This is a genomic window from Virgibacillus halotolerans, from assembly GCF_016908515.1.
Taxonomy (GTDB): domain Bacteria; phylum Bacillota; class Bacilli; order Bacillales; family Amphibacillaceae; genus Virgibacillus_M; species Virgibacillus_M halotolerans.
Window position 1 is genome coordinate 689,768 of record NZ_JAFBEA010000001.1, and the last position, 23,262, is coordinate 713,029.

General features: G+C 36.0%; 29 protein-coding genes. All 29 read right to left on the bottom strand.

Annotation, left to right across the window (positions count from 1 at the left end; all coding sequences use genetic code 11):
- Positions 1-81: 81 nt before the first annotated feature.
- Entirely contained in the window at positions 82-543 is a 462-nt protein-coding gene (locus JOC34_RS04005) for a hypothetical protein (protein WP_205135413.1), read from the bottom strand.
- 127 nt (positions 544-670) lie between these two features.
- A complete protein-coding gene (locus JOC34_RS04010) occupies positions 671-1,096 on the bottom strand; it encodes a MaoC family dehydratase (RefSeq protein ID WP_205135414.1) in 426 nt (141 codons plus the stop codon).
- 94 nt (positions 1,097-1,190) lie between these two features.
- Positions 1,191-2,039 (bottom strand): phage distal tail protein, encoded by an 849-nt coding sequence (locus JOC34_RS04015; protein ID WP_205135415.1) that lies wholly within the window; start codon positions 2,037-2,039, stop codon positions 1,191-1,193.
- A 4-nt stretch (positions 2,040-2,043) separates the two neighbouring features.
- A complete protein-coding gene (locus JOC34_RS04020) occupies positions 2,044-6,339 on the bottom strand; it encodes a phage tail tape measure protein (RefSeq protein ID WP_205135416.1) in 4,296 nt (1,431 codons plus the stop codon).
- 21 nt (positions 6,340-6,360) lie between these two features.
- Entirely contained in the window at positions 6,361-6,525 is a 165-nt protein-coding gene (locus tag JOC34_RS04025) for a hypothetical protein (protein WP_239544049.1), read from the bottom strand.
- Between the two features lie 17 nt (positions 6,526-6,542).
- The gene (gene gpG, locus JOC34_RS04030; RefSeq protein ID WP_205135417.1) at positions 6,543-6,887 is read right to left on the bottom strand and encodes a phage tail assembly chaperone G; all 345 of its coding nucleotides are present in this window, start codon (positions 6,885-6,887) and stop codon (positions 6,543-6,545) included.
- Positions 6,888-6,966: 79 nt separating this feature from the next.
- Positions 6,967-7,578 (bottom strand): major tail protein, encoded by a 612-nt coding sequence (locus JOC34_RS04035; RefSeq protein WP_205135418.1) that lies wholly within the window; start codon positions 7,576-7,578, stop codon positions 6,967-6,969.
- 27 nt (positions 7,579-7,605) lie between these two features.
- Positions 7,606-7,989, bottom strand: a complete 384-nt coding sequence (locus tag JOC34_RS04040; protein WP_205135419.1) for a hypothetical protein — start codon at positions 7,987-7,989, stop codon at positions 7,606-7,608.
- Positions 7,982-8,371, bottom strand: coding sequence for an HK97-gp10 family putative phage morphogenesis protein (locus JOC34_RS04045; protein WP_205135420.1), 390 nt, complete (start codon positions 8,369-8,371; stop codon positions 7,982-7,984). The genes JOC34_RS04040 and JOC34_RS04045 overlap by 8 nt, the downstream gene beginning before the upstream one ends.
- Positions 8,364-8,708, bottom strand: a complete 345-nt coding sequence (locus tag JOC34_RS04050) for a phage head closure protein (RefSeq protein ID WP_205135421.1) — start codon at positions 8,706-8,708, stop codon at positions 8,364-8,366. Before JOC34_RS04050 ends, JOC34_RS04045 begins: the two co-directional genes overlap by 8 nt.
- A complete protein-coding gene (locus tag JOC34_RS04055; RefSeq protein ID WP_205135422.1) occupies positions 8,695-8,970 on the bottom strand; it encodes a head-tail connector protein in 276 nt (91 codons plus the stop codon). Before JOC34_RS04055 ends, JOC34_RS04050 begins: the two co-directional genes overlap by 14 nt.
- A 21-nt stretch (positions 8,971-8,991) precedes the next feature.
- On the bottom strand, positions 8,992-10,125 hold the full coding sequence (locus tag JOC34_RS04060; protein WP_205135423.1) for a phage major capsid protein: 1,134 nt from the start codon (positions 10,123-10,125) through the stop codon (positions 8,992-8,994).
- Between the two features lie 54 nt (positions 10,126-10,179).
- On the bottom strand, positions 10,180-10,800 hold the full coding sequence (locus tag JOC34_RS04065) for an HK97 family phage prohead protease (protein WP_205135424.1): 621 nt from the start codon (positions 10,798-10,800) through the stop codon (positions 10,180-10,182).
- Entirely contained in the window at positions 10,797-12,071 is a 1,275-nt protein-coding gene (locus JOC34_RS04070; RefSeq protein WP_205135425.1) for a phage portal protein, read from the bottom strand. The genes JOC34_RS04065 and JOC34_RS04070 overlap by 4 nt, the downstream gene beginning before the upstream one ends.
- A 7-nt stretch (positions 12,072-12,078) precedes the next feature.
- The gene (locus tag JOC34_RS04075; protein WP_205135426.1) at positions 12,079-12,249 is read right to left on the bottom strand and encodes a hypothetical protein; all 171 of its coding nucleotides are present in this window, start codon (positions 12,247-12,249) and stop codon (positions 12,079-12,081) included.
- 18 nt (positions 12,250-12,267) lie between these two features.
- On the bottom strand, positions 12,268-13,980 hold the full coding sequence (locus JOC34_RS04080; protein WP_205135427.1) for a terminase TerL endonuclease subunit: 1,713 nt from the start codon (positions 13,978-13,980) through the stop codon (positions 12,268-12,270).
- Positions 13,977-14,495 carry a phage terminase small subunit P27 family gene (locus JOC34_RS04085; RefSeq protein ID WP_205135428.1) on the bottom strand — a complete coding sequence of 173 codons (519 nt, stop codon included), beginning with the start codon at positions 14,493-14,495 and terminating at the stop codon, positions 13,977-13,979. The genes JOC34_RS04080 and JOC34_RS04085 overlap by 4 nt, the downstream gene beginning before the upstream one ends.
- Positions 14,496-14,711: 216 nt before the next feature.
- Positions 14,712-14,864 carry a hypothetical protein gene (locus JOC34_RS04090; protein WP_205135429.1) on the bottom strand — a complete coding sequence of 51 codons (153 nt, stop codon included), beginning with the start codon at positions 14,862-14,864 and terminating at the stop codon, positions 14,712-14,714.
- Positions 14,857-15,252: a hypothetical protein gene (locus tag JOC34_RS04095; RefSeq protein ID WP_205135430.1), complete on the bottom strand. Its 396-nt coding sequence runs from the start codon at positions 15,250-15,252 to the stop codon at positions 14,857-14,859. Before JOC34_RS04095 ends, JOC34_RS04090 begins: the two co-directional genes overlap by 8 nt.
- A 14-nt stretch (positions 15,253-15,266) precedes the next feature.
- Complete coding sequence (locus JOC34_RS04100) at positions 15,267-15,647, bottom strand: HNH endonuclease (RefSeq protein WP_205135431.1); 381 nt, start codon at positions 15,645-15,647, stop codon at positions 15,267-15,269.
- Complete coding sequence (locus tag JOC34_RS04105) at positions 15,637-15,945, bottom strand: hypothetical protein (RefSeq protein WP_205135432.1); 309 nt, start codon at positions 15,943-15,945, stop codon at positions 15,637-15,639. The genes JOC34_RS04100 and JOC34_RS04105 overlap by 11 nt, the downstream gene beginning before the upstream one ends.
- Positions 15,946-16,164: 219 nt before the next feature.
- Positions 16,165-16,722, bottom strand: coding sequence for a hypothetical protein (locus JOC34_RS04110; RefSeq protein ID WP_205135433.1), 558 nt, complete (start codon positions 16,720-16,722; stop codon positions 16,165-16,167).
- 118 nt (positions 16,723-16,840) lie between these two features.
- Complete coding sequence (locus tag JOC34_RS04115; RefSeq protein ID WP_205135434.1) at positions 16,841-17,158, bottom strand: hypothetical protein; 318 nt, start codon at positions 17,156-17,158, stop codon at positions 16,841-16,843.
- 108 nt (positions 17,159-17,266) lie between these two features.
- Positions 17,267-17,578, bottom strand: coding sequence for a hypothetical protein (locus tag JOC34_RS04120; protein WP_205135435.1), 312 nt, complete (start codon positions 17,576-17,578; stop codon positions 17,267-17,269).
- A 137-nt stretch (positions 17,579-17,715) separates the two neighbouring features.
- Positions 17,716-18,633 (bottom strand): toll/interleukin-1 receptor domain-containing protein, encoded by a 918-nt coding sequence (locus tag JOC34_RS04125; RefSeq protein ID WP_205135436.1) that lies wholly within the window; start codon positions 18,631-18,633, stop codon positions 17,716-17,718.
- A 299-nt stretch (positions 18,634-18,932) separates the two neighbouring features.
- Positions 18,933-19,082, bottom strand: a complete 150-nt coding sequence (locus JOC34_RS04130) for a hypothetical protein (RefSeq protein ID WP_205135437.1) — start codon at positions 19,080-19,082, stop codon at positions 18,933-18,935.
- Positions 19,079-19,258, bottom strand: a complete 180-nt coding sequence (locus JOC34_RS04135; protein WP_205135438.1) for a hypothetical protein — start codon at positions 19,256-19,258, stop codon at positions 19,079-19,081. The genes JOC34_RS04130 and JOC34_RS04135 overlap by 4 nt, the downstream gene beginning before the upstream one ends.
- Before the next feature lie 156 nt (positions 19,259-19,414).
- Positions 19,415-19,981, bottom strand: coding sequence for an HNH endonuclease (locus JOC34_RS04140; protein ID WP_205135439.1), 567 nt, complete (start codon positions 19,979-19,981; stop codon positions 19,415-19,417).
- Between the two features lie 479 nt (positions 19,982-20,460).
- A complete protein-coding gene (locus JOC34_RS04145) occupies positions 20,461-23,190 on the bottom strand; it encodes a hypothetical protein (RefSeq protein ID WP_205135440.1) in 2,730 nt (909 codons plus the stop codon).
- Positions 23,191-23,262 lie beyond the last annotated feature (72 nt).

Genomic DNA, 23,262 nt, shown 5'->3' on the forward strand with positions numbered 1-23,262 from the left:
AAGCACCCCGGGGTGGGATGCTTTTCGATTATTTTACTTTATCTTTTATTATAGCGCCCCGCAAAAAATTGTCCTTATAAGTTAATTTTGCCTTATTTGCGAGTCACCACCTATATAAATACCTGAGCCTTTACCGACACTAATTCTTGTCCCGTTGGACTTTAATTCTGTATTTTCTCCAATTGTAGTAGAACCAGCGGAATTAACACTACCACCGGTGACTAAGACAGGTGCAGTCATCTCGGTTCCTTGAATTACTACCTTGCCACTTGCATGGTCGAACCTTATGCCTTTCACTGCTTCTAAGAAAGCTCCTATTACTTCCAACTCACCTGTATTAGCTGAAGCATCTACTATTCCTGAAGCTTCATTGAATATTTCTTCAAAGTCCTTTGAACTATTAGCCTGCTGTAACTTTTCTCCAATCTCCGGTTTTTCAGAGATAGCTCTGTCGAAAAACCGCTTAACTACCGGTGTAGTAAATTCTGTAAAATAATTGGTTGCTAATGAAGTCACAATAGAAACTGTGATAGGATCCATCATATCACCCCCTCCTATCTAACTCTATTCGACAGGAGAAGACAAAACCCTTCTTTTTACCCAGACCTTTTTACTACTTCGCTACTATCGATAACCAGTTAGTTGAATAAGAAAATATACAAATTAACCTTCATCGCTTTATCAATACGGTTAAGTCACCCTCAAAAACTTTTTCCTCCTTATCATTGAAAGTAGATAACAATACCGTAAGGAAACCCGTTTCATTCTTTGTTTCTTTTTTGTCAATAACCTCAACAATGATATGTAATTCATCATCAGGATACACTGGCTTTATAAATTTAATATTATTCATTCTTGTTCCAGCAATAACATCCGCACCATACTCGCCTTCTTCAACCCATAACTTAAATGAAATAGCCAGTGTATGTATTCCAGAAGCAATTATTCCATTAAATCTTCCCTGATTTGCTTTCCCCTCATCCAAATGCATATATTGGGGGTCAAATTCACCTGCAAACCTCACAATATCCTCTTTTGTTAATTTATGTGATTTAGTTTCGAATACATCTCCAATTGTAAATTCATCTAACTTCATACAAAACACCTCTTAATTATTAGTTAACACTAGTACTTAATCTAATTTTAACATCTGTTATTAAGAGTTGGTACTAATTTTTTTTCTTGTTCAACTAAACTCCTGTGTATCTACTCTGCCAGCTAACAGCTACAATAGCGTTCCTATCACCTGCATCAGCAATGTGTTCTATTTCATTTTCTCCAATTTCTAAATTAAACAATTCCGAGTTATGATCTAGATAACCAAAACCTTGCTCAATTGTATTATCTCGGTATATTTCTACACGTTGCTGCCCAGAGGCTGTATTGATATGCAATATCTCATCATCAGCAATAGATCGGTTAATCCGAATGTAGTCCCCAGTTGTTTTATTAATGATCTGTGGGTTAGTTGTCGCTCCATGTATATCGATTGTAACTGGAGCTGGTACATCACCTTCATTAAATAAGGTTGTCCTACTACCTGCCACACCCAACTCAAATGGAAATGTCATAGGTAGTTTGAAGTTACCTACATACGATTGTAGTGACCTAGATGTCTGATTCAGATCCATCCAGTAAGGACTAGGACACTTCCAATTGATCATAAACTTTTGCCATACATCCTGAGAACGTTCCGGGAATACAGGTGAACCGTCAAGCGCACCCATGATTTCTTTTAAATCCCCGTCCAATTCTAGGGTAATCTTGCCTAGCCCTAGTTTAGGATTGCATACACGCAATATGTACCTGCGGAATTCTCTTATACTCTCAAAATTTCTTTCCGTTATAGATCCTTCCAACTCAATAAACCTTGGTTGTAGCAATGTATCAATATAATTGTCACCATCCTGAAAAGGAGATTGTTGGCTTTGTATATCAGCGTCAACCTCACCAATTCCAGTTAGTGACTCAATGAGAAAAGGTGATAGATAGAATTCAATCTGTTCACCTCTGCCATTTTCATAAGTCAATCTTCTCACTTATCTATCGCCTCCACTCTGCCGCTAATTGACGACTAGCTTGTTTTATTTTTCTTGCATTATCAGCTGGTGACGTTGCATCTGGACTGTTTATAGTTATGTGTTGATTTATTTCTTTTCCTCCAGACAACTGAGTAGCTAAGAATTCCGTCAATTGAGTAACTGTTTTACTTAAATACTCGATTTGGTTTTCCATACCACTATTATTAATCTCATGCTCCACTTTCAACACTTCTTTATTGGCTCTAATTGTGTAAGCTGCACCAGAAAATGTACGTGCCAGCTTATCAATTTCATCGGTCATAGCTCCATGCGTTCCTTTAGCCATAGATACAGCAGACTTTTCAGCTTCCTTAGCTTCGTCATCTATACCGATTGCAAATCCTTCAGTAAAGTGACCACCAGTAATAGCCGTTTCCTTAGATGGAGATGCAGTTTTAATAGCACCTCTTAACGCACCTAAAGCGGACTTACCTAAACTCCAAGCTGCTGACCAAACAGAACCACTTCCACTATTTATAGAACCTCTAAATCCAGCAACAAAGTTACTACCAGCTCCACTTGTTTTTACGCTTTTCAGACCGGATACACCTTGACTAGCCACACTTACAGCTGTAGAAAATGTCGCACCGCCCCATCTACCCAAGCCTATTTTAAATAGTGAACCTGCCTTACTACCACCGCCACCATCTGTAGTTGAACCTAATCTACTAGTTACATTTGATGATAGCAAACTTGCAGCAGAGTTATTCGCTCCGGATGTACCTTGCAATCCAGATTTATGAGCTGTACCTTTATCTTTACCAGCCTTACTAGATTCAGGACTACCTTTTTTGATCTGATTCAATAAATTATTTGTCAGGTCTCTTCCGGTAATCTCATTTAACTTTTTAGTACCACTTAATCCAGCATTATGAGATGTACCCTTGTTTTTACCGGATTGATTGGCTTGTCTATCACCTTTATCCACTTCATTCAATACTGAATCAATTAATGTTTTAGCAGCACTGGCGTTTTGCCCTTGCGTGGAAAAAATACCTTTTCGATGTTCCTCACCTTTTTGTTTTCCGGACTTGCCAGTTTTATCAGATCCCTTATTAAATTCAGTTACAATATTATCGACTAAACCAGTAGCTGTAAATTTGTTAGGTTCTCTTGTACTGTCAAGACCCTCCTTGTGCTTGTCACCTTTATCCTTACCGGCTTTTTTAGATTCCTTTTCACCTTGTTTAAGAGCTTCCACAGTTTCACCAGATAACTCTTGAGCCAAGCTGAATGCTTCATCAGTGCTATAACCCAAGCCTTCCAGATACGCTTGCAACTCATCACCATTAAGTTGGATACCCTCTTTAACTAGCTCCAATATATCTAACTCTTTAAGCATTTGAAAGATAACACCGTCACCAGTGTTAATTTTTTCATCAATAGCAGCTATTTGCTTATCAATTTCCTTTTTGTTAGCACCTTGTTTTTCTCTGTTTTCTTCAAGTTGATCTCTTTCCTTAACCAACTCACCATGTTTCTTCTGGATTTGCTCAACAATATTACCTTCTGCTAACTCAATATCATGAGTTTTTTCAAGACTTTTAAGTCTCTCATGAGTTCCTTCGCTGAGTTTGTCAGTTTGAGAATCTACCAGTGAATTAACGCTACCATATAATTCTAACTCTTTAATTATGTAATCTTGAGCTTCTTCCATTTTTTCATTTTGTGAAGTTAGTTTATCGTATTTTTCTTGTTGCTTTTCGTTTAATTCACCGTTTTTTTCTTTTTCAGCGTCAAGGTTAGCTAATGTTTTCTTATTTTTAGCCAATTTTTCCTCAAGCGTGGTTAACCCTTTTTCGCCTTCTTCATTTATTCCAACTTGTTTGAGAAGGATATTCCCTGCTTCATCCAACAAAGCCTGATTTTTAGCGATTTCTTCCTCAGTGTTGGCAATATTTTCTCTGCCTTCTTCTTTTTTCTTTAATAGTTGATCAACTTGATCTTTATAATTTCCCTCTATGATATTTGTTAGCACATCTTCTTCGTATTGTAGAGCTATACCTTCCGCTGTATTTAAGTTTCCATAGTGTTTTTCTTTCTTGATTTTCTTGAGTCGGTCTTCAATTTCTTTTTGACTCATTTTGTTGGCTTCGTTGTACTCTGTCAGCTGTTTATCGAGGTTACCTTGCTCTCTCTTCTGCTTGGTGATTTTCTTCTGTAATTCTTCTTGTTCTTTTAGAGCCTTTTGTCGTTCTGTATCTAGTTCAACTAGTGACATTTCGTATAGTGTATCTATGTATTCTCTTACAGCTTCCGTATTATCAACAAATGCATTGCCTTGTGCTGATACAGATTGCTCTACATCTGGAGACTGTGCGATAATATTATCATTTGCCTCAAATAACTTTTTCAATTCATCTTTAGACAATCCAGATTTTTTAGCAAGCTCATCATACTGTCCTTGGAGTTTAGCTACTTCGTCTGAATTTTTTGCATTAGCTATGCGATTGTTCAAATCGTGTAACTCTGCTAATTCATCGTTGCTTATCTTTGCTTTATCAGATAATTTATCAAATGTATCAGCATTCTTTTCTAGTTCAATAGCTTGATCTGATAATGATTTAGCATTGTCAAAGTTAGCTTTCTCCATTTCTTCTGTATGCGTTTTTGCCGCATATATACCTAATCCTAGTGCTCCTAATGCTGCAGTTGCTCCAACTATGGCTAAACCAACCGGGCCTGCAAATAACATGAGCGCGCCAATAGCAGCAGTTAATGTTGCCACCGCTGTAACTACACCTAATATTCCTGCTGCAACTACCGCTGTTTTAGCAATTGTAGTCATTGTTGCTTCATCCATCTCAGATAATCCAGTAACCATATCAGTTAAACCTTCTACAGCTGTACCAAACATTGGTATTAATTTCTCGCCAAATTCAATCTGCAATCCTTCGAATGCCGATTGTAGTCTAGTTACCGCACCTGCCGCATTATCCTGCATTGTTTCAGCCATTTCACTAGCTGCACCTTCAGAGTTGTTCAAATCCTCGGTATATTCTTTGAGTGTGTCTGAACCTCTATCAAGTAATGCTGACCAACCTGCAGTGGATTCTGAACCAAATAGAGTTGCCAATGCAGCTGTCTGCGCTTGACTAGACATTCCGTCTAATCCACCTTCAAGCTCAGCTACAACCTTGTCCAAGTCTTTCATATTACCATCGGCATCAAATACATTAATACCTAAATCCTCGATTAAATCAGCTGCTTCACCTGTTGGCTTAGATAGTCTAATTAAACCTTGTCTTAACATTCTTCCAGCTTTTTGACCTTGTATACCAGCATCACTCATGAGCATAGTTCCAGCTGCCATATCTTCTAACTCTAACCCCAATGTGTTTGCTATTGGAGCAACTGTAGCCATAGCGTCTCCCATTTGCTCAACATCAGTATTTGCATTACTTGCACTTCTTGCCAATACATCTGAAACTCTTCCAGCTTCGTCTGCTTCCATTGAGAAACCAGAGATAATGTTAGATGCAATATCGGCTGCACGTCCTAATTCCATATTAGAAGATGCTGCTAAATCTAATAGACCTGGCATAGCTGCAGTGATTTCATTTACTTCAAATCCCGCCATTGCCAAAAATTCCATTCCAGATGCGGCTTCTGAAGCAGTAAACTTTGTTGTCCTTCCAAGCTCTTTAGCCTGTTTCTTCAATGAATCAAACTCAGATCCAGTAGCTCCAGAGATGGCTTTTACCTTCGACATTCCACTCTCAAACTCCATGGTAACGCCAACAGCATCTTTCATAGGCTTAACCAATCCAGCAAATGCAGCACCAGTAGTAATAGCCACTCCCATGCCAATGGTACGCATACTACCTCCAACATCACGAAACTTTTGGTCAAATTCCTTAAAGCTCATACCCGTCTTCTTAGCTTCAGTGCCAAGCTGGTTCATCGCTGTCTTGGTTCGCTTTAATTCGCCTTCAGTTTTCTTCAATTCTGAGTTAGCTTTGCTCAGTCTAGTTGCTAATTTTTGAGTTTCTATATTATTTTTACTAGTCTTGCTTGCAGCGTCATTGTAGGCTGCAGTTAATTTCTTAACCTGATTTCTTTGCAAATCTAACTGTCTGGTTAATACTTTTACTTTTCCTTCATTGTTCTGAAGCCTATTACCATACTTGTCAGTCTCATTTTTAGCAGAAACCATATCATTCTTGACTGTCTTCATTTGCCTAGACAAAGCACTCATATCAGATTTAAACTGACTAGTATTAGCTGTTAATTTAACACCTAAATTTTTTCCTGCCATATATTTTATTCACCCGACTTCCTAGCCGATAATTTGATCAATCGTAACTGGCTTATTAGATTGAGGTTTATTTTCTTTTGTTCCGTTGCTTTGTTGTCTATGAGCCAACATTTTCATGTGCCAAATAATGTCCATTTCGTCTATTTCATTTTGAGTGAATCCAATCTCCATCAAAGAAGAGTACATGTCTTTTACAGACTCACTCAGGCTGAGTTTTTTCCTTCGTCTGCCTTTGTGTCAACGTCTCCCGCTAACATTTGTGTAGCTGTCGATACCTGACCTAACACAAAGAATGTTGTGGCATAAATTGTTTTTAGTAATTCGCGCGCATCAACACCATTTTCAAACTGATCAATCGTAAATTTTTCTCCAAATACTTCACATACAAATTGGATATATCCATCAAGATTGCTAATATCAAATTCATCTTTTTCAATTACCTGTGATACTTCTACTGCCTGTCGAAACAAGCCACCTTTAATGGATGCAGGTGTTGTAAATCTTTTAGTCTTACCTTCTATTTTTAAAGCGATTGTAAAATTTTCCATATATTTTAATCTCCTCTTGTTTTCAAATTTAAAAATGCATAAAAAAATAGAGAGTCAACTTAATGACTCCCTTAATCAATTATTCTTCTGACCCACCAGATGTATTACCTTGTACTGCTCGTGCAGTTGCTTTGTCATACACAACTTCTTTAAACCAATCTGCCGGAGTAACCTTGTCGCTATCTAGCTGCGCTTTCCAGTTACCGTTATGCTTTAATGGAGTAAACTTCATTGTCAATTTGGCATCTTGGCTTTCAACTGTACCCTCATCTGTTTTGTGCTCAGTTTCTGCTAGCTCTGGCTTACCTTTTAGCAACCAGTAAAATCGGTGACCTCCACCTTGGATTTGAGCTTTAAATCCTAATGCAATTTCAGCTGCATCATCCGAAACGTTGGAGAATACAACATCTCCCTCAGTATCATTCCCAAAAATCTTAGTCTGGATATGCTGAGGTAAATCAACTGCTGTCAATTCAACATCAATATCGCCCAAGCTGTTAAGTACAGCAAATGCGCCATTATCAGCGTACTTAGTATTAGATTCAGTATTTGGAGTTACAGATACGTCCACCGCACCTTCCATCTCTTCAACTGCTTCGTACTCTACTGCTGTCTTTGAATCTTCTGTAAGCACCGCAATGTGAAAATCACTCAATCCATGAATTAGTTTTGTTTCTTTTTTATCCGCCATTTGTAAATCATTCCTTTTTTTATAGTTTTATAGGTAAATATTTTTTGTAAATCTCATACCTCTATGATATAACTTGGTATCTTCTTCATATAAATTTTCTTGATCATACTTGTGATAATCTAATTGTTTCATTGTCATAGCTACCTCTTTAGTAATCGTTGTCTGATCCACAATTGTTTTTTCATCACAAAAAATACTGATTTGAAAATTAACAATAGCCATACTTAGCTCATTGTCTTTAAATTTCTCATCAGCATTTCTAATTTCTGTATATACAATTCGCGGAAAACTAGCAGTGTGCTTAGCAACCATGTTATGGAAGCCACCAACGACCAATCTAGTTAATTCCTTGTTATTTTTTAATGCTTGTAGTAGTTCTACTTGAGCATCGTATTGTGTTAAATTAGACATCGATAACCTCCTCAAATTTCTTCAGCATTGCTGCATAGGCTTCATTTTCCCCTAAGTCGCCACTTCTTTCTATGAATGGCTTTGGTGGCATCTTACTTGTACCCCATTCCAGAAACTTAGCTCTCCATCTAACCTTTCCATTTGGTCTAACAATTAGTTGTGAACCTTCATCTCCGTCATACACACGTCCTACAATAATATTGTCCTGGATATGTGGCTGATCCTTTGTGGATCGATTAACGCCTTTGCGTTGATAGTCGGCTATTATCTCTCCACCAGCTTTCAATGCTTCAGCTTCAACTTTTTGAGCGTTATCGCCAGTTTCCTCAAAGTATTGGATTAGATCATCAAAGCCTGTCATTTCCATATGTAATCTACTCATTTGTACGCACTTCACTAGCTAGAATTTCTAACTCGATATTTCTTTCTTCAAGATTATTGATAAAAGTAATATCATACATACGATCACCAAATTTAATCTTCATATCATCAGTGACATGCTTGTTGTACCTCATTGTTATCCGTGCTGATACATCAACAGCATTGGCTCCAGCAATGATAAACTCATTACCTCTGATAGATTTGATCTCAGCCCAAACCTTGCCAATATCAGCTACATCAACCAAATCTGTTACCCAGTGACCTTCATCAGTTTGATAATCTTGTTCTTGTTGAAATGAAATACGATTGCGATATTTAGCAGGATTAATTGACTTCACGTGAGTCACCATCCAACTCAATCTGAAGTAGCATAGATGAAATTGTGTAATCTAAATCATCATTTTTGCCTACTAGGTTTCTGTTTTCATACCAACGAGTAGTTAATAAGAGAACAACCATTTTATAAGCATGATTGTCCTCTTTGTAGTCAACATTTGTAGCTGATTTTATGTACTGCTTTGCTGTATCAATGAGTGACCGAATGATTAAATCCTCATCATTTCCATCTACTCTTAAGTATTCTTTTGCTAGTTCTAACATTAGCCATCACACTCCCTTCTACTATGCTTCAGGAGTTTCCTTTGGCTCAGCTAAAGTAGCGTAAACATAAGCATCTACATCAGATTGTTTAACGTCAAAACGCTCAACAACTTTTGCCAACGTTTGGTGCTTAGTAAATCCAGCTTCTTTAGAGATAGCCACCTCATAAACTCCACGGTCAAAGAATTTAATAGCCTCTACAATTGAGCCTACATAGATAGGAGCCTTGCCTGATACGTTTGGTAGCTCAGCATCGTTAAACACATGCACCACACGACCCTGTAATAGTTTTTGAGTAGGATTAGCAGGATTATCCTGTAGCAATCCTCTTCCGTTTTTATCTTCCATAGCATCCAAATACTGGAATCCAGTCTGATTGGTAACAACTGTTGCATTTTCAGCAATCGCTGCATCTAATTCTTTATTGAATAAAGCTTTAATGTCCTTAATGGTAGAAACTGACTTAGCTGTTTTTCCTTGTTTTAATGCTGCAAAAATCTTAGCATTTTCAGTTTTGATAGCCTTTTTAGCAAAATTACGGTTTAGATAATTCATAAAGTTGCCTGCTTCATCTTGTAGGAAAGCATTGGACATAGGCGTGATTGCACCATAAGCCGCTACAGAATACTCAACGTTAGTAAATTTTGGAGCTTGCTCAGCTAATCCATCATTATCTTCATCAAAATTAACTAGCTCAGTAACATTTCCACCTTTTTCAACTGGGAATGAGCCGGACTTCGTGCTAGTTGGTACAACATCCACCAATTCTTTAGCAGATTTATAGCTACGTTTTAACTCTTCAATTGTAGTAGAAACTGTCTTAGGTACTAAATAGCCACCATCTTCGTCTGGACTTGTGACAACTAATGCTCTTTCCTCATCTGATAATTTAACTCCACGAATTGCATTAATAAATGCTTGACGTTCTTCCACTTTATCTGCTCCCTTGTTATCTCGTTTTTCGTTATTAATTTTGTCGACAATTTGACGCTCTTCTTCTTTGTCCAACTCAACCTGTAATTCAATTTTCTTTTCTAATGAGCGTACTTCTTCCATTTTTGTTTCTGCATCAGTTACTTTATCTTCACCAAGAAAACCTCTAACTTCTTCTTTTGTGGAAGCTAATAACTGTCTCAGTTCTTGTACTTTATCCATTTTACATTTCTCCTTTTAGTTTATAAATTTGATTTTTGACATAAAAAATAGAGCCTATAGCTCTAATTCGATTAACATTTTTTGTTTGTTTATTTGATTTTGTTTCCTTTGTTCTTGGTACTGGTAATTATCTAAGCTACGTTGTGCAACAATTACATCAGCTGACTCATAAGCTGGGTACGTTACAACGCTGACATCAGATATATCTTTAAAGCGTTTGATTGTTCTTATTTTTATATCACTATCAACATCCCTTTCGATCACCTCTGCATTTTCATCTTCATAATCAAGACTGAATGCAAAGCTTGACTGACTGATATCCCCTCTTTTCATTGACTCCATTAAATCCCTAGCGTAAGAAGTGTCTGGTGGATCGATGGTGTACTTTAACCCGAATTCATCTACCTCTAGGGTGAGTGTACCGCTTGTTGATCTACCGAGTACCATATTTGCATCGTGATTGATCAATGCAGTCACCTGACTAATATCAGCGTTGTCTAAAGCTGTAGGATCAATTCGCTCAGTGAATTCTCCAATATGTGGATGGTACATAACACCACTGTATGTGTTAAAACGTAACGCATAGCCGACAATGACATCTTTTTTCTCATCATCTTCGCCAATTGATCTAATCTCAATTTGGCTATCTAACATTCTAGTTTCCTGTTCCTTCATTCGTTATCACCTCCTTTAGAGCCTGTCCTATCATAGTTAACCCCACTCACAGCATCTGCTAGGCTGAGATAACTACCATTAACTATAAGTTGATCTGAGCCATCTAAATGAGGTAAATCAATTTGTTTTCTAGCTTCTGCTGGAGTCATAACACCCTTTTCCACTAGTATAGTTAGATACTCTGCTCTCTCTTTGCTATCTGATCTCAATATTACATCTACATTAAATCGGAAAAAGTAACCTTGATTTATTTCATTTGAGGTTAGTAGTTTGTAGGTTAACTCTTGCTCATAATTAGTGAGGATAGGCTGAAGTGTGTCAATATAGAAGGATTTATTTTGATGCTCTATGTTGCTATTGGTTGAGCGTTCTAAATCTCCCAATTGATGTGGCTTTATTCCAAATGCTGCTGCAATTTGCTTTATGTTTAATTGGTTCAATTCGACAAAATCGGAATCAACCATATTAGTTGAAATTGATTGCCAATCGAATCCCACAGGAAGTGGCATTACTTTTCCAGCGTTAGAAATTCCTCCGCTAATTCTATTCATTCTTTCCTGCATTTTTTTCTGTTTTCCTTCATCTAAATCTCCAACATATTTCAGAATCCCGGACGAAAACATACCACTCGAAATAAATTTGTTGGTATATTCCTGGCTAGCCTGCGCATTCGCTACGAGTGTACCTAAATAATCCTTAATAGGCATTGGAGTAAATCCATCACGTGTTAATCCTATAAAATGAAGAACCTCCGAGGATTTAAACTTATACATCTTCCCATTTTTATCAGTATACAAAAAATAAACGGCATGAATTTCGTTACTAATGATTCCTTTGTCGTCTATCCACGTCTCAACTTTTGACATGTCTAATGGAATTAATGATTTAATTTTCCCAGCATCCTTACCAACTTGATGATAGTCAATCACTATGACTGCATGTCCATAATAACTGCGATTAAGTTCAACTATTCCCCAAAATGTACTAGATGACATGTATGGATTTGGTCTCAGCTTTAACAAATTATACAAGTAGTGGTCACTCTCTTTACTTGTACCAGAACCATCAGATTTATGTAGTTTCAACGGTAGTTTACTTACATTTTCACTTAAAATTTTAAGGCAGCTATATACTGTAGACTCCTTGGCTTTGTCTGCTGACATTCCATCTAAACTAATACCTAACGCCTTTGCAAATTCTTTATCTTGCAAGTCATACTCGGTACGTGCTACTGCTTGCTGACTCCTTACTTCTCTTCCAAATAACTTCATTTATTTATCACCTCTTTTCTGGCTTCGTCCATTTCATCAATCCTATTGCAGACAAAATAAAGAGTGCTCCCGATACAAACAATGCAGCAATTGGATCAATCAATGCAGTTGCCAATATGATCAGTAGCACTCCTATTGTCACTAGGATTTCAATTATGTACTTGCTTATAAGTTTCATTAATCACATTCCTCTCATTTACATATCCAACCAATCATCTATTGCAGTATTTGGATCATAGTCATTGTTATTATTTAAATGCATTGCTCTTTTGTGAGCGTTGATTAAACTAGCTATCGGATCAATTCTTTCTGTTGACTTAGATTTATCTAACCGTATATCTTCATTAACATTCTTTGTCACAACAGAATTGGCAATTGCCCAGGTTAAAACTGGATTATCATTATGATAAATTTTATTTTGCAATACTGATTCTCTAAAATTCTTAGTAGGCTCAGATAGTGACATGATATTCTGCCTTATCTCTACCATTGTGTAGCCATTTGCAGTCATTTCTTGAGCATAGTAATGTCCTTGGTGTGGATCATACGCAATCTCTTCGACATTCCAATTATATTTTTCTACTTGTTCCTCGATGTACTTAGTCATAAAACGATAATCAACGGTTGCACCTTCTGTTTCTGTCATCCAACCTTGATTAACCCATAATTTATATGGAACTTTGTCTGTTTGGATTTTCTTTTGTAGTGTTTCAGATGGGATAAATGAGTGGCTAAACACAGCATACTCATTGTTTTCAAGAGATATGGAGAAGGAAACTGAGGTTAAATCTACAGTAGAGCTTAAATCGATTCCGATTATTACATCCTTGCCATGTACATCTGGAATATCAATTTTACGTTTCTTAACTCCACATGCAGCCCATTTATCTAAATTCATGTAGCCGCCTATTTTAGCGTGATACCAAACGTTCATGTTTTTAACGATAAATTTTACCATGGATTCTGAGTTACCTAGAGCCTTGTTGTATATCTTTTCTAAGTCTTCAAACCCTTCCTTAGTTGAGCAAACTATAGGATTAGCTTTGATCCAATTTGTCTTATCATGAATATCGTCACCTTCATCTAACTCATTAACCATTGCAAAGTAATTGTCATTTTCAATTGGATTGTTTGGATCGAGAAGTTGAGTAACATAATCGTACTCAATGGTATATGCAGGATGTGTGAGGTTGAAACCAGCAGTAGTTATAATTGCTAATAATGCATTATCTCGACCAATCATACCTGTTTCGAGGACATCTTTAATTTCAGTAGTTGGCATCAAATGAAATTCATCAACTATGCCTGTGAGTGGATGTGTTCCGTCTCCAGTCTTTCCGTCTTCCTTGGAAAGATAAGCCATTTTAGAATCAGATTTAGGGTGTTGTATTTCACCATTAGCTACTCTAAACTTCCCTTGTAAATCAGATGAATTTTGCAACATCCACTTTGCTTCATCCCATACTAACTTAGACTGTTTAGTTTTGGTTGCTGCACAATATACCTCTGCACCTTGTTCTCCAAGAGCCATTAAATCATAACTTCCAACCATAGCTAATCCTTGTGATTTAGCGTTCTTCCTACCTTTTTGCCAGTATAAATAGTTGAATCTACGATGACCTGTATCCTTATGTCTCCAACCATAAATATTTCCATATACAAACCTCTGGATAGGATGAGGATCAATGTATGTCCCTGATAATCTTCCTTTTTTATGCTTAAATAAAGTCATCCACAACATAAACTTTAATGCTTCTTGTTCATCAAAAATGTATGGAAAATCATCATTTCCGATACGATTCAAGTCACGTATAAACCGTGTACAGGCTTGCTTGTGCTTGATGCATGAGGTGATTGTATTGTCTGCTACATCGATACAATATTGTTTTAATTCATCCGTAAATGTCACAGAGTATCACCGAACAATGAAAGTTTGTCGCTTACCTGTTCTAATTTGGTTGGAATAGCTAATTTAGCTCTTGCTGATGGAGTCAATCCTATCTCAGCCATTACTTTTTGCATCTGATCAAATAATGCTTTCTTTTTGGTATAAAGAGGATGAGGTATAGTGTTCGAGGCTCCAGACTTGTTGGTATGCTCCATCATCATTCCATCACGATTGATGATCTCTGTCATTTCAATATAATCACGGTATGCGTCTGCGAACATTGCTACGGAATGAATGTCAACATTTTTCAATACATCATTGTGCTCAAATTCTTTGATTAGTTGTCGGTAAATTTTTTTAGCTTCAGCTGATAGCCAAGTTGGTGGTGTGATACGTTTACCTTTAATTTTGTCATCTGAAAATACTATTTGTTTTTCCGCTTCTTTCCTTGATTCGATTTCTGATTTCGTTAATTTATTTTTATTGCCATCTACTAAGTGCATGTGAATTGGTTTAGCTGGTCTACCTTGTCCCATAAATAACACCTCCCATATGTTGATTATTTTTATTTATTGCGTCTATATATTGAATCCCATTTACTGTATTTATCTACTTTCACGCGAGGAAGACTGAGGTGGGGTTTTTAAGCTTTTTAAAATTAACTTTTCCTATACGCCCCGTTCCCATTTTCTATATTTCTACAATCTACTTTTCAAGATTTCCTATTTTATGTAATTTACATTCTCCTCTTTCTATATTTCTCGATATTCTATATTTCCATTTCCTGCACCAAACGCATTCCTATTAACGTAATCTAATTCTTCCAATATACTTTCGTTTCCTTCTTCCAACTTAGCTAACCGATCACTCAACTCTTTCATCAAAGTATCATCACACTTACACATTACCTTCACATCCTTCTATTAAAGTATTACTTTTTATTTCTGTTCTTGTATTGTCTTTGATATCCGTATACTCTTTAAACCTAGCATGTTCATTTCTATTATTAAATCCCGCTCGCTCAAACTTATCTTTCAATTTAATAAAGAGTGGTTCCTCAGTATAAAGCTGTTCACCATCTGCAAAGGTTCTCATGCCCACATCTTCTGTTTCTTTACTCTCTACATAGTTAACCTCAAAGTTTACTAAGCCATTACTACCTACATCTTTTGTCTTCCAGTCAAATTTAATATCTTGTTTCCCTACAATTTCCACACCGTCAATGAATACTCGTGGTGTTCCGTTTACCTTATCTAATACAATGACTAACTTATTATCATTTACAATCATCATCAACCAATCTCCTTCTATCTATTATTACTATACTTTTTCCTATCGTCTACAGTCTTCTGGTTATGACATCCATGACAGAGCATCCATAGATTGCTAGGATCTAATCCCTTGCTCTTATCAAACTCCAATGGTATGTAGTGATCACATACATCAGCCTGAGTAAACCTCTTATCCTTTAAGCATAGCTGACAAAGGTTTCCATCCCTTGCCTTTACATACTGTCTAACCTTCTTCCAGTTACTACTCTGATAGAACATCCTACTCTCCTTGTTCCGTTCATACTTATCGTACTGCTTTACACGCTCATCTTTATGCTTAACACAATAAGCTCCATCACGAATCAACTCACCGCATCCATATGACAAACATTGCTTCCATGGCTTCTTACTCTCCATTAAACTCAGCCTTCAACCTATCCATACGCTTACCCAAACCAGCCTTAGCCATCTTGATCTTAGCCAGCTGTGATCTACTCTGATCCACACTGGTCAATCCTTCCAGCCTCTTATACATTTTCCTGACAGTCTCTCGCTGCTTCCTAGCTCCTGCGTCAGTAACATAAGCAATATACTTATGATCACAATGACCACAATTAAAGTATGTTTCTTCTATTCCATTACCGTGTTGCTTAACTTTAGGAACGATAAGAAACTCCTTCCCACATTCATCACATAAAACTATATTATTATTCATCTGCTCATCTCCATAAATCTCCACACACGCGCCACTACTGCACCCATCGTACACCCTACTACAAACGCTATAAATAACATCTAATCTTCCCCTTTAATTGTTTCGTTCGTTATAAGGTTTACTCAGCCCGTGAGCAATTGTCACTTTCGTTCTTTATATAAAACAACACATAATATAAAAAGACACCCACAATAAATAGTGAGTGCCTAACTTAATTCCTTATTTCAATCTATCTTCAATCTCCAATGTCGGAAAGTATTCTCCATATTCATTGGATTCTGCATCTGATCTATCCATAGTAATTGTACCAATATCTGAAAACTCAATAGTTAGCTTCTCCCAACCTTCATGATCTAACAGTTCGTCAGACAGCTGACTATATCTAGTTACCGCTAAATCTTCAATAGTAAATAATTCGAATTCACCCAAATTAATTACTGCCTTGATTTCTTCATTTTCAATCGTTGCACTAACTAATTCATCACCTTCACCTATACCTGTATATTCGATGATCTCTCTCAACTCATCTTCAGTCATAGATTGTGATGTATCATCTATTGATTCTTCTTGTTCTTCTGATTCATCATTTTCTATATCCTCAGTGTCTCCTAATTCTACTACTTCTTCCTCTGGCTCTTCTTCTGGTTCCCTGCTAATATCTTCTATCTGATCAGTTTGTCTATCTTCCTGATCCTCTTCTGCTGGCTCGGCACCTCTTTGACCACATGCACCAAGTAGCATAATTAAAATAATTCCAACACCTAATACTTTCTTCAATCACAATCTCTCCAATACACTATTATAAGTACTGGACTATTATGGCTGATTCGGATAATATTTGCAATGCTTTTTAGGTATAAAGACACCCACAATAGTAAGTACCTTTAAAGTAAGCTTATTGTTTTTTGTATTCAATCAAATACGAACCCATCACGCTATCCACTTCTTCTACCTTGACGACGATATTGTCACCTTCTTCTACATCTGGATTTTTACTTGATACGAAATTCAGATGTTCGCCTGCCTGAATGTTATACCCGAAAGCACTGTCTGGAACAAACTCATCAACCTTAACGGAAACGGTTTTTCCTTCTAAGTTCTCCCCTTCATTCAATGCGGCTTCAAACTCTTCGGTAGTATAGTCTGGTTCTTCTGAGCTGCATCCAACCATTACAATTAATAAAACTAATAAAATTCCTAATACTTTCTTCAATTCTACCAACCCCCAAAAATTATCTATAGCTTTATTATGAATGAATTGGAAAAAATATGCAATATGAACTAGGTAAAAAGACACCCATTTATGTGAGTGCCTTTAATACTACATGTTTTTTAAACTTTCTAGAGTTACTTCAATACTAACTCGTTCGGAATCTAGTTCATTCTCAAGGTCAAAGCTTTCTTTCCTAAGTCTTTCATAATCACTTACCAATTTATCGAGATTAAAATAATTTTCGTATGAAGCCAATGAATTTGAAGTTGCTGGGGAGTTTATCACCCTTGTAGCCGCATCTTTTAGTACAAATGCCTTGTAGTATTCCGATTTCTTAGCTTCATTTTGATTATTAATTTCACTCAGTCGGTCTTCAAGCTCTTGAATAAGAACCCCTTTTGCTTTATTATAATCTCCCATCTCTAACACTCCTCATCAAATATTATCCTACACCTACCAATATTCTACAAAAAATGTCATTACCCTTCTTTTTACCTATTAATGTTTCTATGTAATACCAATCAACTGTCGCTTAATGCTAAACTTTCTGCATCTGTCTAATTATCATAAATTTTATATTCAAAGACTAAATTGTTATGATCACCTTTTTTATCTGCATCATTGATCTCTACAACCTTTGTTACTGCAAACTTACCTGCTTTATTCATCCAAACTGTATAATCTGCCAAGTATGGATTTCTAACCCTTGAAGTATAATCAACATCGTCAGTACTCAACTGATCCTTTTGGGGGAAATCAGTGATTTTATTTCGAAAAGAACCGATCCTCTCAATGTTAGTACTATCTTTATAGGCATGTATATTTGTTCTACCAGATTTAGTCCACCTAGTGGTAAAAGCATATTCACCTGTGCCAATTTTATACTTCCCATCATTATGCGAGTAATTAAAGTCAGCTTTTCCTTCGAATTCAGGATTCGAGTAGTTTATTTGATCTAAATGAACACTATAATTTATCTCATTAAAATTTTCCATTGAAAATGGATTTTTTCCGACTGGTGGCAGTTTCTTTAAATCTTCACTCCAAATGCGACCCAATAATTTTTTAAAGTTGTCTCTGTTAACGCCATCGTTAAAATCCTCATAGAGTAATCCTTCTAGAGATTCTGGTGTTTTTGCATTAGGGTTATTTCTGATTATAGGTATAATATGTTCTTTATTTCCCTTTGAAATTTCATTTGATATTATTGTAGCTTCAATACCAACGCCACCAATGTTTTTATTGGCTTTCTCCACATATTCCTCAGTACAAATACAGAGTACCATCTTTGCATCGTTTAAACCGTTTTTCATGAATTCATTTAAATTACCACCTAGTCTTACGCTCCATTGATCAAGAAGTGCATCGACTCCACCCGTAACCCTCAGATCATAAGCTAATTTTTTAACCCATTCTTTGTGTTCCTTACTATCATGAGAATAAGAGATAAATAAAGTTGGTGCTTGTGTATTCAAAATAAAATCACCCCTATTAAAAGATGATTCTATTTTACCATATTTTCTAATAATTGTGGTATAATCAACATATCCACCGTCATTAATTGATGGAGGTGAAGGCTTATGATACATAAACCTGTTCGTGTACGAGCATATAAAAGATTTCGTCTAGGAGTCTTAGAGTACGTTCGTGAACATTATCGTTCTTATCCTACAAGATAAGGATAATAATTCGCCCAATCAAGATCAAATTCTCCATTTGTTTTTTTGACGGTGGAGCATTAGTTTATTATGTTCTTTTCCAAGTGCTAGTATCTTTACCCAACAGCTTCAGATGCATGTTTAATTTTCTCTTTCCTAATGTCATCCATAACATCCAGAGCGTCCTCATAAGTTGTACCTGTACGCCTCATCGCATCTTGCATCTGTTTTCTAAGCTTCTTTAATATTTCTGATTGTGTAGTCATTCTTCATCATCCAGTTTACTCAAAGCTTCCCGATTATCTTCAATTGTTTCTTTGATAAGTCGTTCCTTTACTCGGTTAAGCATCTCTCTAGCTGATTCCCTAGGCAATTTTCCACTCTCAATATCTTCTACTTCCTGCAGGGCCTGAGCTAGTCGCTCTGATTGTTCCTTGTCCATATTATGTAGTCACCTTTCGATTACAAAAAGCCAGCCCAATATTGGACTGACTTCACTTATTTTTGTTCTATGTAAATCTAGGTAATTGCTTTACTTTCATTATGTAATATGTTATATTTGATATGTATATAATAATTTAATTAATAAAATTAAATGTTAACCCACTTCAACATCTTTATATGAGAACCCGATTATGATATTCTGAATCGACCTCGTATGTACTTCTAATTTACTTGCCCACAAATTATAAAAATTACCTTTAGTACCTTCCCATTCTAACCAATCTGTCTTAATAGCTATCACGTCATCTTTGGTCAATCGCTTTTTACTCCTATTAGCCAACGTCTGTTTAGTTATCGGGCATTGGTATTGCTGTTCTCTAGTGGTTAATGCCAAATTAAACACTGAATTATTTGTTGTATCATTATCAATGTGATGCACCTCTAAGCCTTGCTTCCTCCATATTGATTTATCCTTTCCAGTCCTTGCCATCATAACTAAATTATGTATAGATATTCTTACGGGTTCACCAAATTCATCATAAATAGTGGCGTAACAATAAAGTAATGAATTAGGATTGGCTGTAATCCAAAATTGTTTCTTGTTGTTCCATACCCTACCGTTTTCCAAGTCGCAATAATAATTGCTAAACCCAGGAATCGGATAAAGCTCTAATCCATCTTCCACCTCAATTAAATCATCTCTAAATTTTTCTGTACTCATACTTAACACTCTCCATATTTTTATTTAGCATGTAATCTCTTACACACTTTTTGCGACTTCCATATTATTTAACGCATAATAAAATCCACCTAAATTAATAGATGGACTCTATACACGCTAAATAGGGATATGGAGTCCCCAAAAAGTGTATAAAATTAAACACAATAAAACATCCAACACCAAAAGGGGATTAATGATGTCAGATGCTTTATTCTGTTGGGGATTAAATCGAGGGAAAATAATATTTCATTTCAATTACAAATCAACTATTGCTATTCCATTTAGTTGATGTTATAGTATAAATGGATAGTTTTTAACAAATTTTAAAATAAAATAAATAAAGAGAGAAAGTCGCCTACTTTGCTCAATGGCATTCAGCGCTGCAACAAAATTAGTATACATTTGCATTCCAGTCTCTCTTCACTTAGTCACCTATATCAAACTATGAAACTACCGATAAACACTACACTTTCGCAATTTTATTTGTTTTTTTCGTGCACCTCTTTAAAACTATTCATGAATATTGTCTTTTGCGTCTTGTATAAGTGATTCATTAACCGCACTACTCCACCATTTTTACCATCGTCATTAGCAATTTGATACAAAATAGAGTACATAGTATTCTTATTAATCTTCAGTCTGTTAAATTTATCATCATACGTCCCCATTACATCTTCAAGTTGAATAAGCATTTCCTCTTCTGAATCAGCATAAACAGCTGCATTACTAGCCTTCTGCGATTCTTTAGCCATATCCTTTGTATTATCTATCTGCCTGCGATTAGCAGCATTCTTATCTGCTTTGACTAATAAATCATTCAAACCAATATTGTTTCTCTTTTTCCCTCTACCCAGATTATTCATGATCTCATATAAATAATCCATCGGACAGTCATAATGAGTCAATTTTAATTTTGGCTGATTTCTCTTATTTTTTGTGTGGTCAACATTCTGCACATACTTCCAAAAGTTTGGTTTAACAGGTGCATCGTTCGCTGTTTTTAATTCTAATTGCCCTCGAATATTTCTAATTTCATCATTCAACTTCACGTCATATTGACGTTTAGCATTATCGATTGCACAGTTAGATAAAATAGCTAAAATATCCAGTCGCTTCATCAAATCAACAACATCACTATCGCTCTTACTAGCATCATTGTTTAATTTATCCCAAATTAACGAGCAGGCAATCTGAGCCAAATTAGATGTTTCTCCTATTACAGTTTTTGATTCTGCCATTAAATTGTCCATTTCTGCTAAGTCATAATTGGTCATAACATATTCGGTAGGATCATCTGCAATTCCATTCTCACATACATTGTAGTGTCCAAAGCATTTGCCACCTAGCTTATTCATAGTTGGATTTTTAAACAGGATCATCGTATCAGAATCCATGTCTGCTCCATTTAAAATATTTAATACATTGAATCCGATTGTATTTATCATGACTACATGTGGCGACAAATTGAAATATCGTTCTATATCGTCATTTCTAACATTTTGCACCTGCAAAACATTATTCATGCTAGTATGAGGCGACCTGAATCCCGTATAAGTTTCATTGAATCCATCATCACCAAAAACTTTGGTGTATACTTGATTACCTGTTAGCGCCATCGGTTTAGTAATTGTTTCACCTACTGCATGATACAAGTATTCCACTCCACAGCTGAAAAGAGTTACATAATCACCTTCCAATAACAATTTCCCACCTTTTACATAGTCCACATACTTTTTAATAGTAGACTTACGGAAGTTTCTAAACACTTCTGTATTTACGATATTATTATTTTTGTTATACAGGTCAACAAACATCTGATTGCTGTTAATATCATTCTTTTCCGTCTCCAGATACTCAATAAAAACTTTATCTTCATTTTTCAAATCCATTATGTAATCACGTTCACGCTGACTCAGTTTTAACATATCTTCTTTGTTTGCCGGTAATGTATTCAACATCTGGTAACTCGTATTATGTAGTGGAATTTCTTCCTCCGTATAGCCTAGTTTTGTACCCTTGTCATGCTTCACTACCCCAAATTCATTGTTATTGTGACGCACAGCCTGCTTCCACACCTCATACATATTAGCTTTACCATTTGTCACCTCATGGAATTTTAGCGCTTTAAGACAACTAGGATTGATGATTAATTTTATCTCAGTTACTTTAATCTCATTATTAAACATATCTGTCAGATACCAGTTATCATAATCCTTTTCGTTTGCTTCAGCATATTCCTCAAAGAACAATTGCAGGTTCGCGGAGAAAGCAGCAGCCTTAAAAAAATGTGACCTTAGTAATTTCATTGATGTGCCCTCATCAAACTCACCGCTATCCAACATTGCCTGACCGTCAAATATTTCATTTACAACTGTATAACCTTCAACCTCAACACTCTCTAATTTACCATCAACCTTCTCAACAACATTAACTGTTTCTTTAAACGGTAGCTTTACATCATCAACTATTAGTATGCTGTCTGGATCAATTGTGATAGTGTCCTCGATGCCTGACATAACAAGTGAATCATAGCTCTTCAAGCCCGGCAAATCCACCTTAGCACCTGTTTTAAACGTCAATCCCATATGACTCCACTTAATCATAGTGTCATACAAGTCTACGTTAATCATCAGCGCTTCTCCTTTTCTGGATTTTGCTGAGCTGCGTTTATAAAATTTATAGTTAATAGTTGTGATTTCACCAGTATCATAGTCCAAATAATCAATTTTACAGCCATTTTCATACAGGTTATATCTCAGATCCTCAGCAGTGACACTATCCCACTTTTCATCTGTACCATTTTCCTCAATGTCTAATTTAACCCAATCAAACCAGTCAATACTTTTGTGTATCCGTTCAATATCATTATTAAGCTTTTTCTTTTCTGCCTGAGTTTTGGCTTTATTTAATTTATCCTCAGCTTTTTCTAGTCGATCATTTTGGTCATCAACAATACTAGGAATAATCCCCAGTGTTTGCTGTCCGCTTTTAACATTCTGGTTAAATCTAACGTTGATGATATCGTTGCTTAATTGCTTACTTTTCTTTCTCATGATAAATGTAGTTAATCCTACTTTTTTGAGCTTAATTGATTCTAAAGAATGCACCAACATTCCAACGTAATTAGATTTAATATTGTTACCTCTGACCATATGACTATGGATATCTGCTGCCTCAATCGTTTGTATGTACACACTATTATTTTCCATTATATTATTTTCCCCTTTATAATTTAATTTTCTATTGACCTATGTAAATCTGTTTGGTATACTTTTATGTAG

What these genes read in the sequence shown, in the direction of transcription:
- JOC34_RS04045 (WP_205135420.1), bottom strand. Translation starts at nt 8,371, where the DNA reads ATGAGTAGATTACATATGGAAATGACAGGCTTTGATGATCTAATCCAA.
- JOC34_RS04095 (WP_205135430.1), bottom strand. Translation starts at nt 15,252, where the DNA reads ATGATGATTGTAAATGATAATAAGTTAGTCATTGTATTAGATAAGGTA.
- JOC34_RS04070 (WP_205135425.1), bottom strand. Translation starts at nt 12,071, where the DNA reads ATGAAGTTATTTGGAAGAGAAGTAAGGAGTCAGCAAGCAGTAGCACGT.
- JOC34_RS04085 (WP_205135428.1), bottom strand. Translation starts at nt 14,495, where the DNA reads ATGGGACAAGGTAGACCAGCTAAACCAATTCACATGCACTTAGTAGAT.
- gpG (WP_205135417.1), bottom strand. Translation starts at nt 6,887, where the DNA reads ATGGAAAATTTTACAATCGCTTTAAAAATAGAAGGTAAGACTAAAAGA.
- JOC34_RS04020 (WP_205135416.1), bottom strand. Translation starts at nt 6,339, where the DNA reads ATGGCAGGAAAAAATTTAGGTGTTAAATTAACAGCTAATACTAGTCAG.
- JOC34_RS04055 (WP_205135422.1), bottom strand. Translation starts at nt 8,970, where the DNA reads ATGTTAGAACTAGCAAAAGAATACTTAAGAGTAGATGGAAATGATGAG.
- JOC34_RS04060 (WP_205135423.1), bottom strand. Translation starts at nt 10,125, where the DNA reads ATGGATAAAGTACAAGAACTGAGACAGTTATTAGCTTCCACAAAAGAA.
- JOC34_RS04120 (WP_205135435.1), bottom strand. Translation starts at nt 17,578, where the DNA reads ATGGGAGATTATAATAAAGCAAAAGGGGTTCTTATTCAAGAGCTTGAA.
- JOC34_RS04130 (WP_205135437.1), bottom strand. Translation starts at nt 19,082, where the DNA reads ATGACTACACAATCAGAAATATTAAAGAAGCTTAGAAAACAGATGCAA.
- JOC34_RS04065 (WP_205135424.1), bottom strand. Translation starts at nt 10,800, where the DNA reads ATGAAGGAACAGGAAACTAGAATGTTAGATAGCCAAATTGAGATTAGA.
- JOC34_RS04040 (WP_205135419.1), bottom strand. Translation starts at nt 7,989, where the DNA reads ATGTCTAATTTAACACAATACGATGCTCAAGTAGAACTACTACAAGCA.
- JOC34_RS04010 (WP_205135414.1), bottom strand. Translation starts at nt 1,096, where the DNA reads ATGAAGTTAGATGAATTTACAATTGGAGATGTATTCGAAACTAAATCA.
- JOC34_RS04140 (WP_205135439.1), bottom strand. Translation starts at nt 19,981, where the DNA reads ATGAGTACAGAAAAATTTAGAGATGATTTAATTGAGGTGGAAGATGGA.
- JOC34_RS04145 (WP_205135440.1), bottom strand. Translation starts at nt 23,190, where the DNA reads ATGGAAAATAATAGTGTGTACATACAAACGATTGAGGCAGCAGATATC.
- JOC34_RS04135 (WP_205135438.1), bottom strand. Translation starts at nt 19,258, where the DNA reads ATGGACAAGGAACAATCAGAGCGACTAGCTCAGGCCCTGCAGGAAGTA.
- JOC34_RS04005 (WP_205135413.1), bottom strand. Translation starts at nt 543, where the DNA reads ATGATGGATCCTATCACAGTTTCTATTGTGACTTCATTAGCAACCAAT.
- JOC34_RS04100 (WP_205135431.1), bottom strand. Translation starts at nt 15,647, where the DNA reads ATGGAGAGTAAGAAGCCATGGAAGCAATGTTTGTCATATGGATGCGGT.
- JOC34_RS04090 (WP_205135429.1), bottom strand. Translation starts at nt 14,864, where the DNA reads ATGTGTAAGTGTGATGATACTTTGATGAAAGAGTTGAGTGATCGGTTA.
- JOC34_RS04105 (WP_205135432.1), bottom strand. Translation starts at nt 15,945, where the DNA reads ATGAATAATAATATAGTTTTATGTGATGAATGTGGGAAGGAGTTTCTT.
- JOC34_RS04035 (WP_205135418.1), bottom strand. Translation starts at nt 7,578, where the DNA reads ATGGCGGATAAAAAAGAAACAAAACTAATTCATGGATTGAGTGATTTT.
- JOC34_RS04025 (WP_239544049.1), bottom strand. Translation starts at nt 6,525, where the DNA reads ATGTACTCTTCTTTGATGGAGATTGGATTCACTCAAAATGAAATAGAC.
- JOC34_RS04075 (WP_205135426.1), bottom strand. Translation starts at nt 12,249, where the DNA reads ATGAAACTTATAAGCAAGTACATAATTGAAATCCTAGTGACAATAGGA.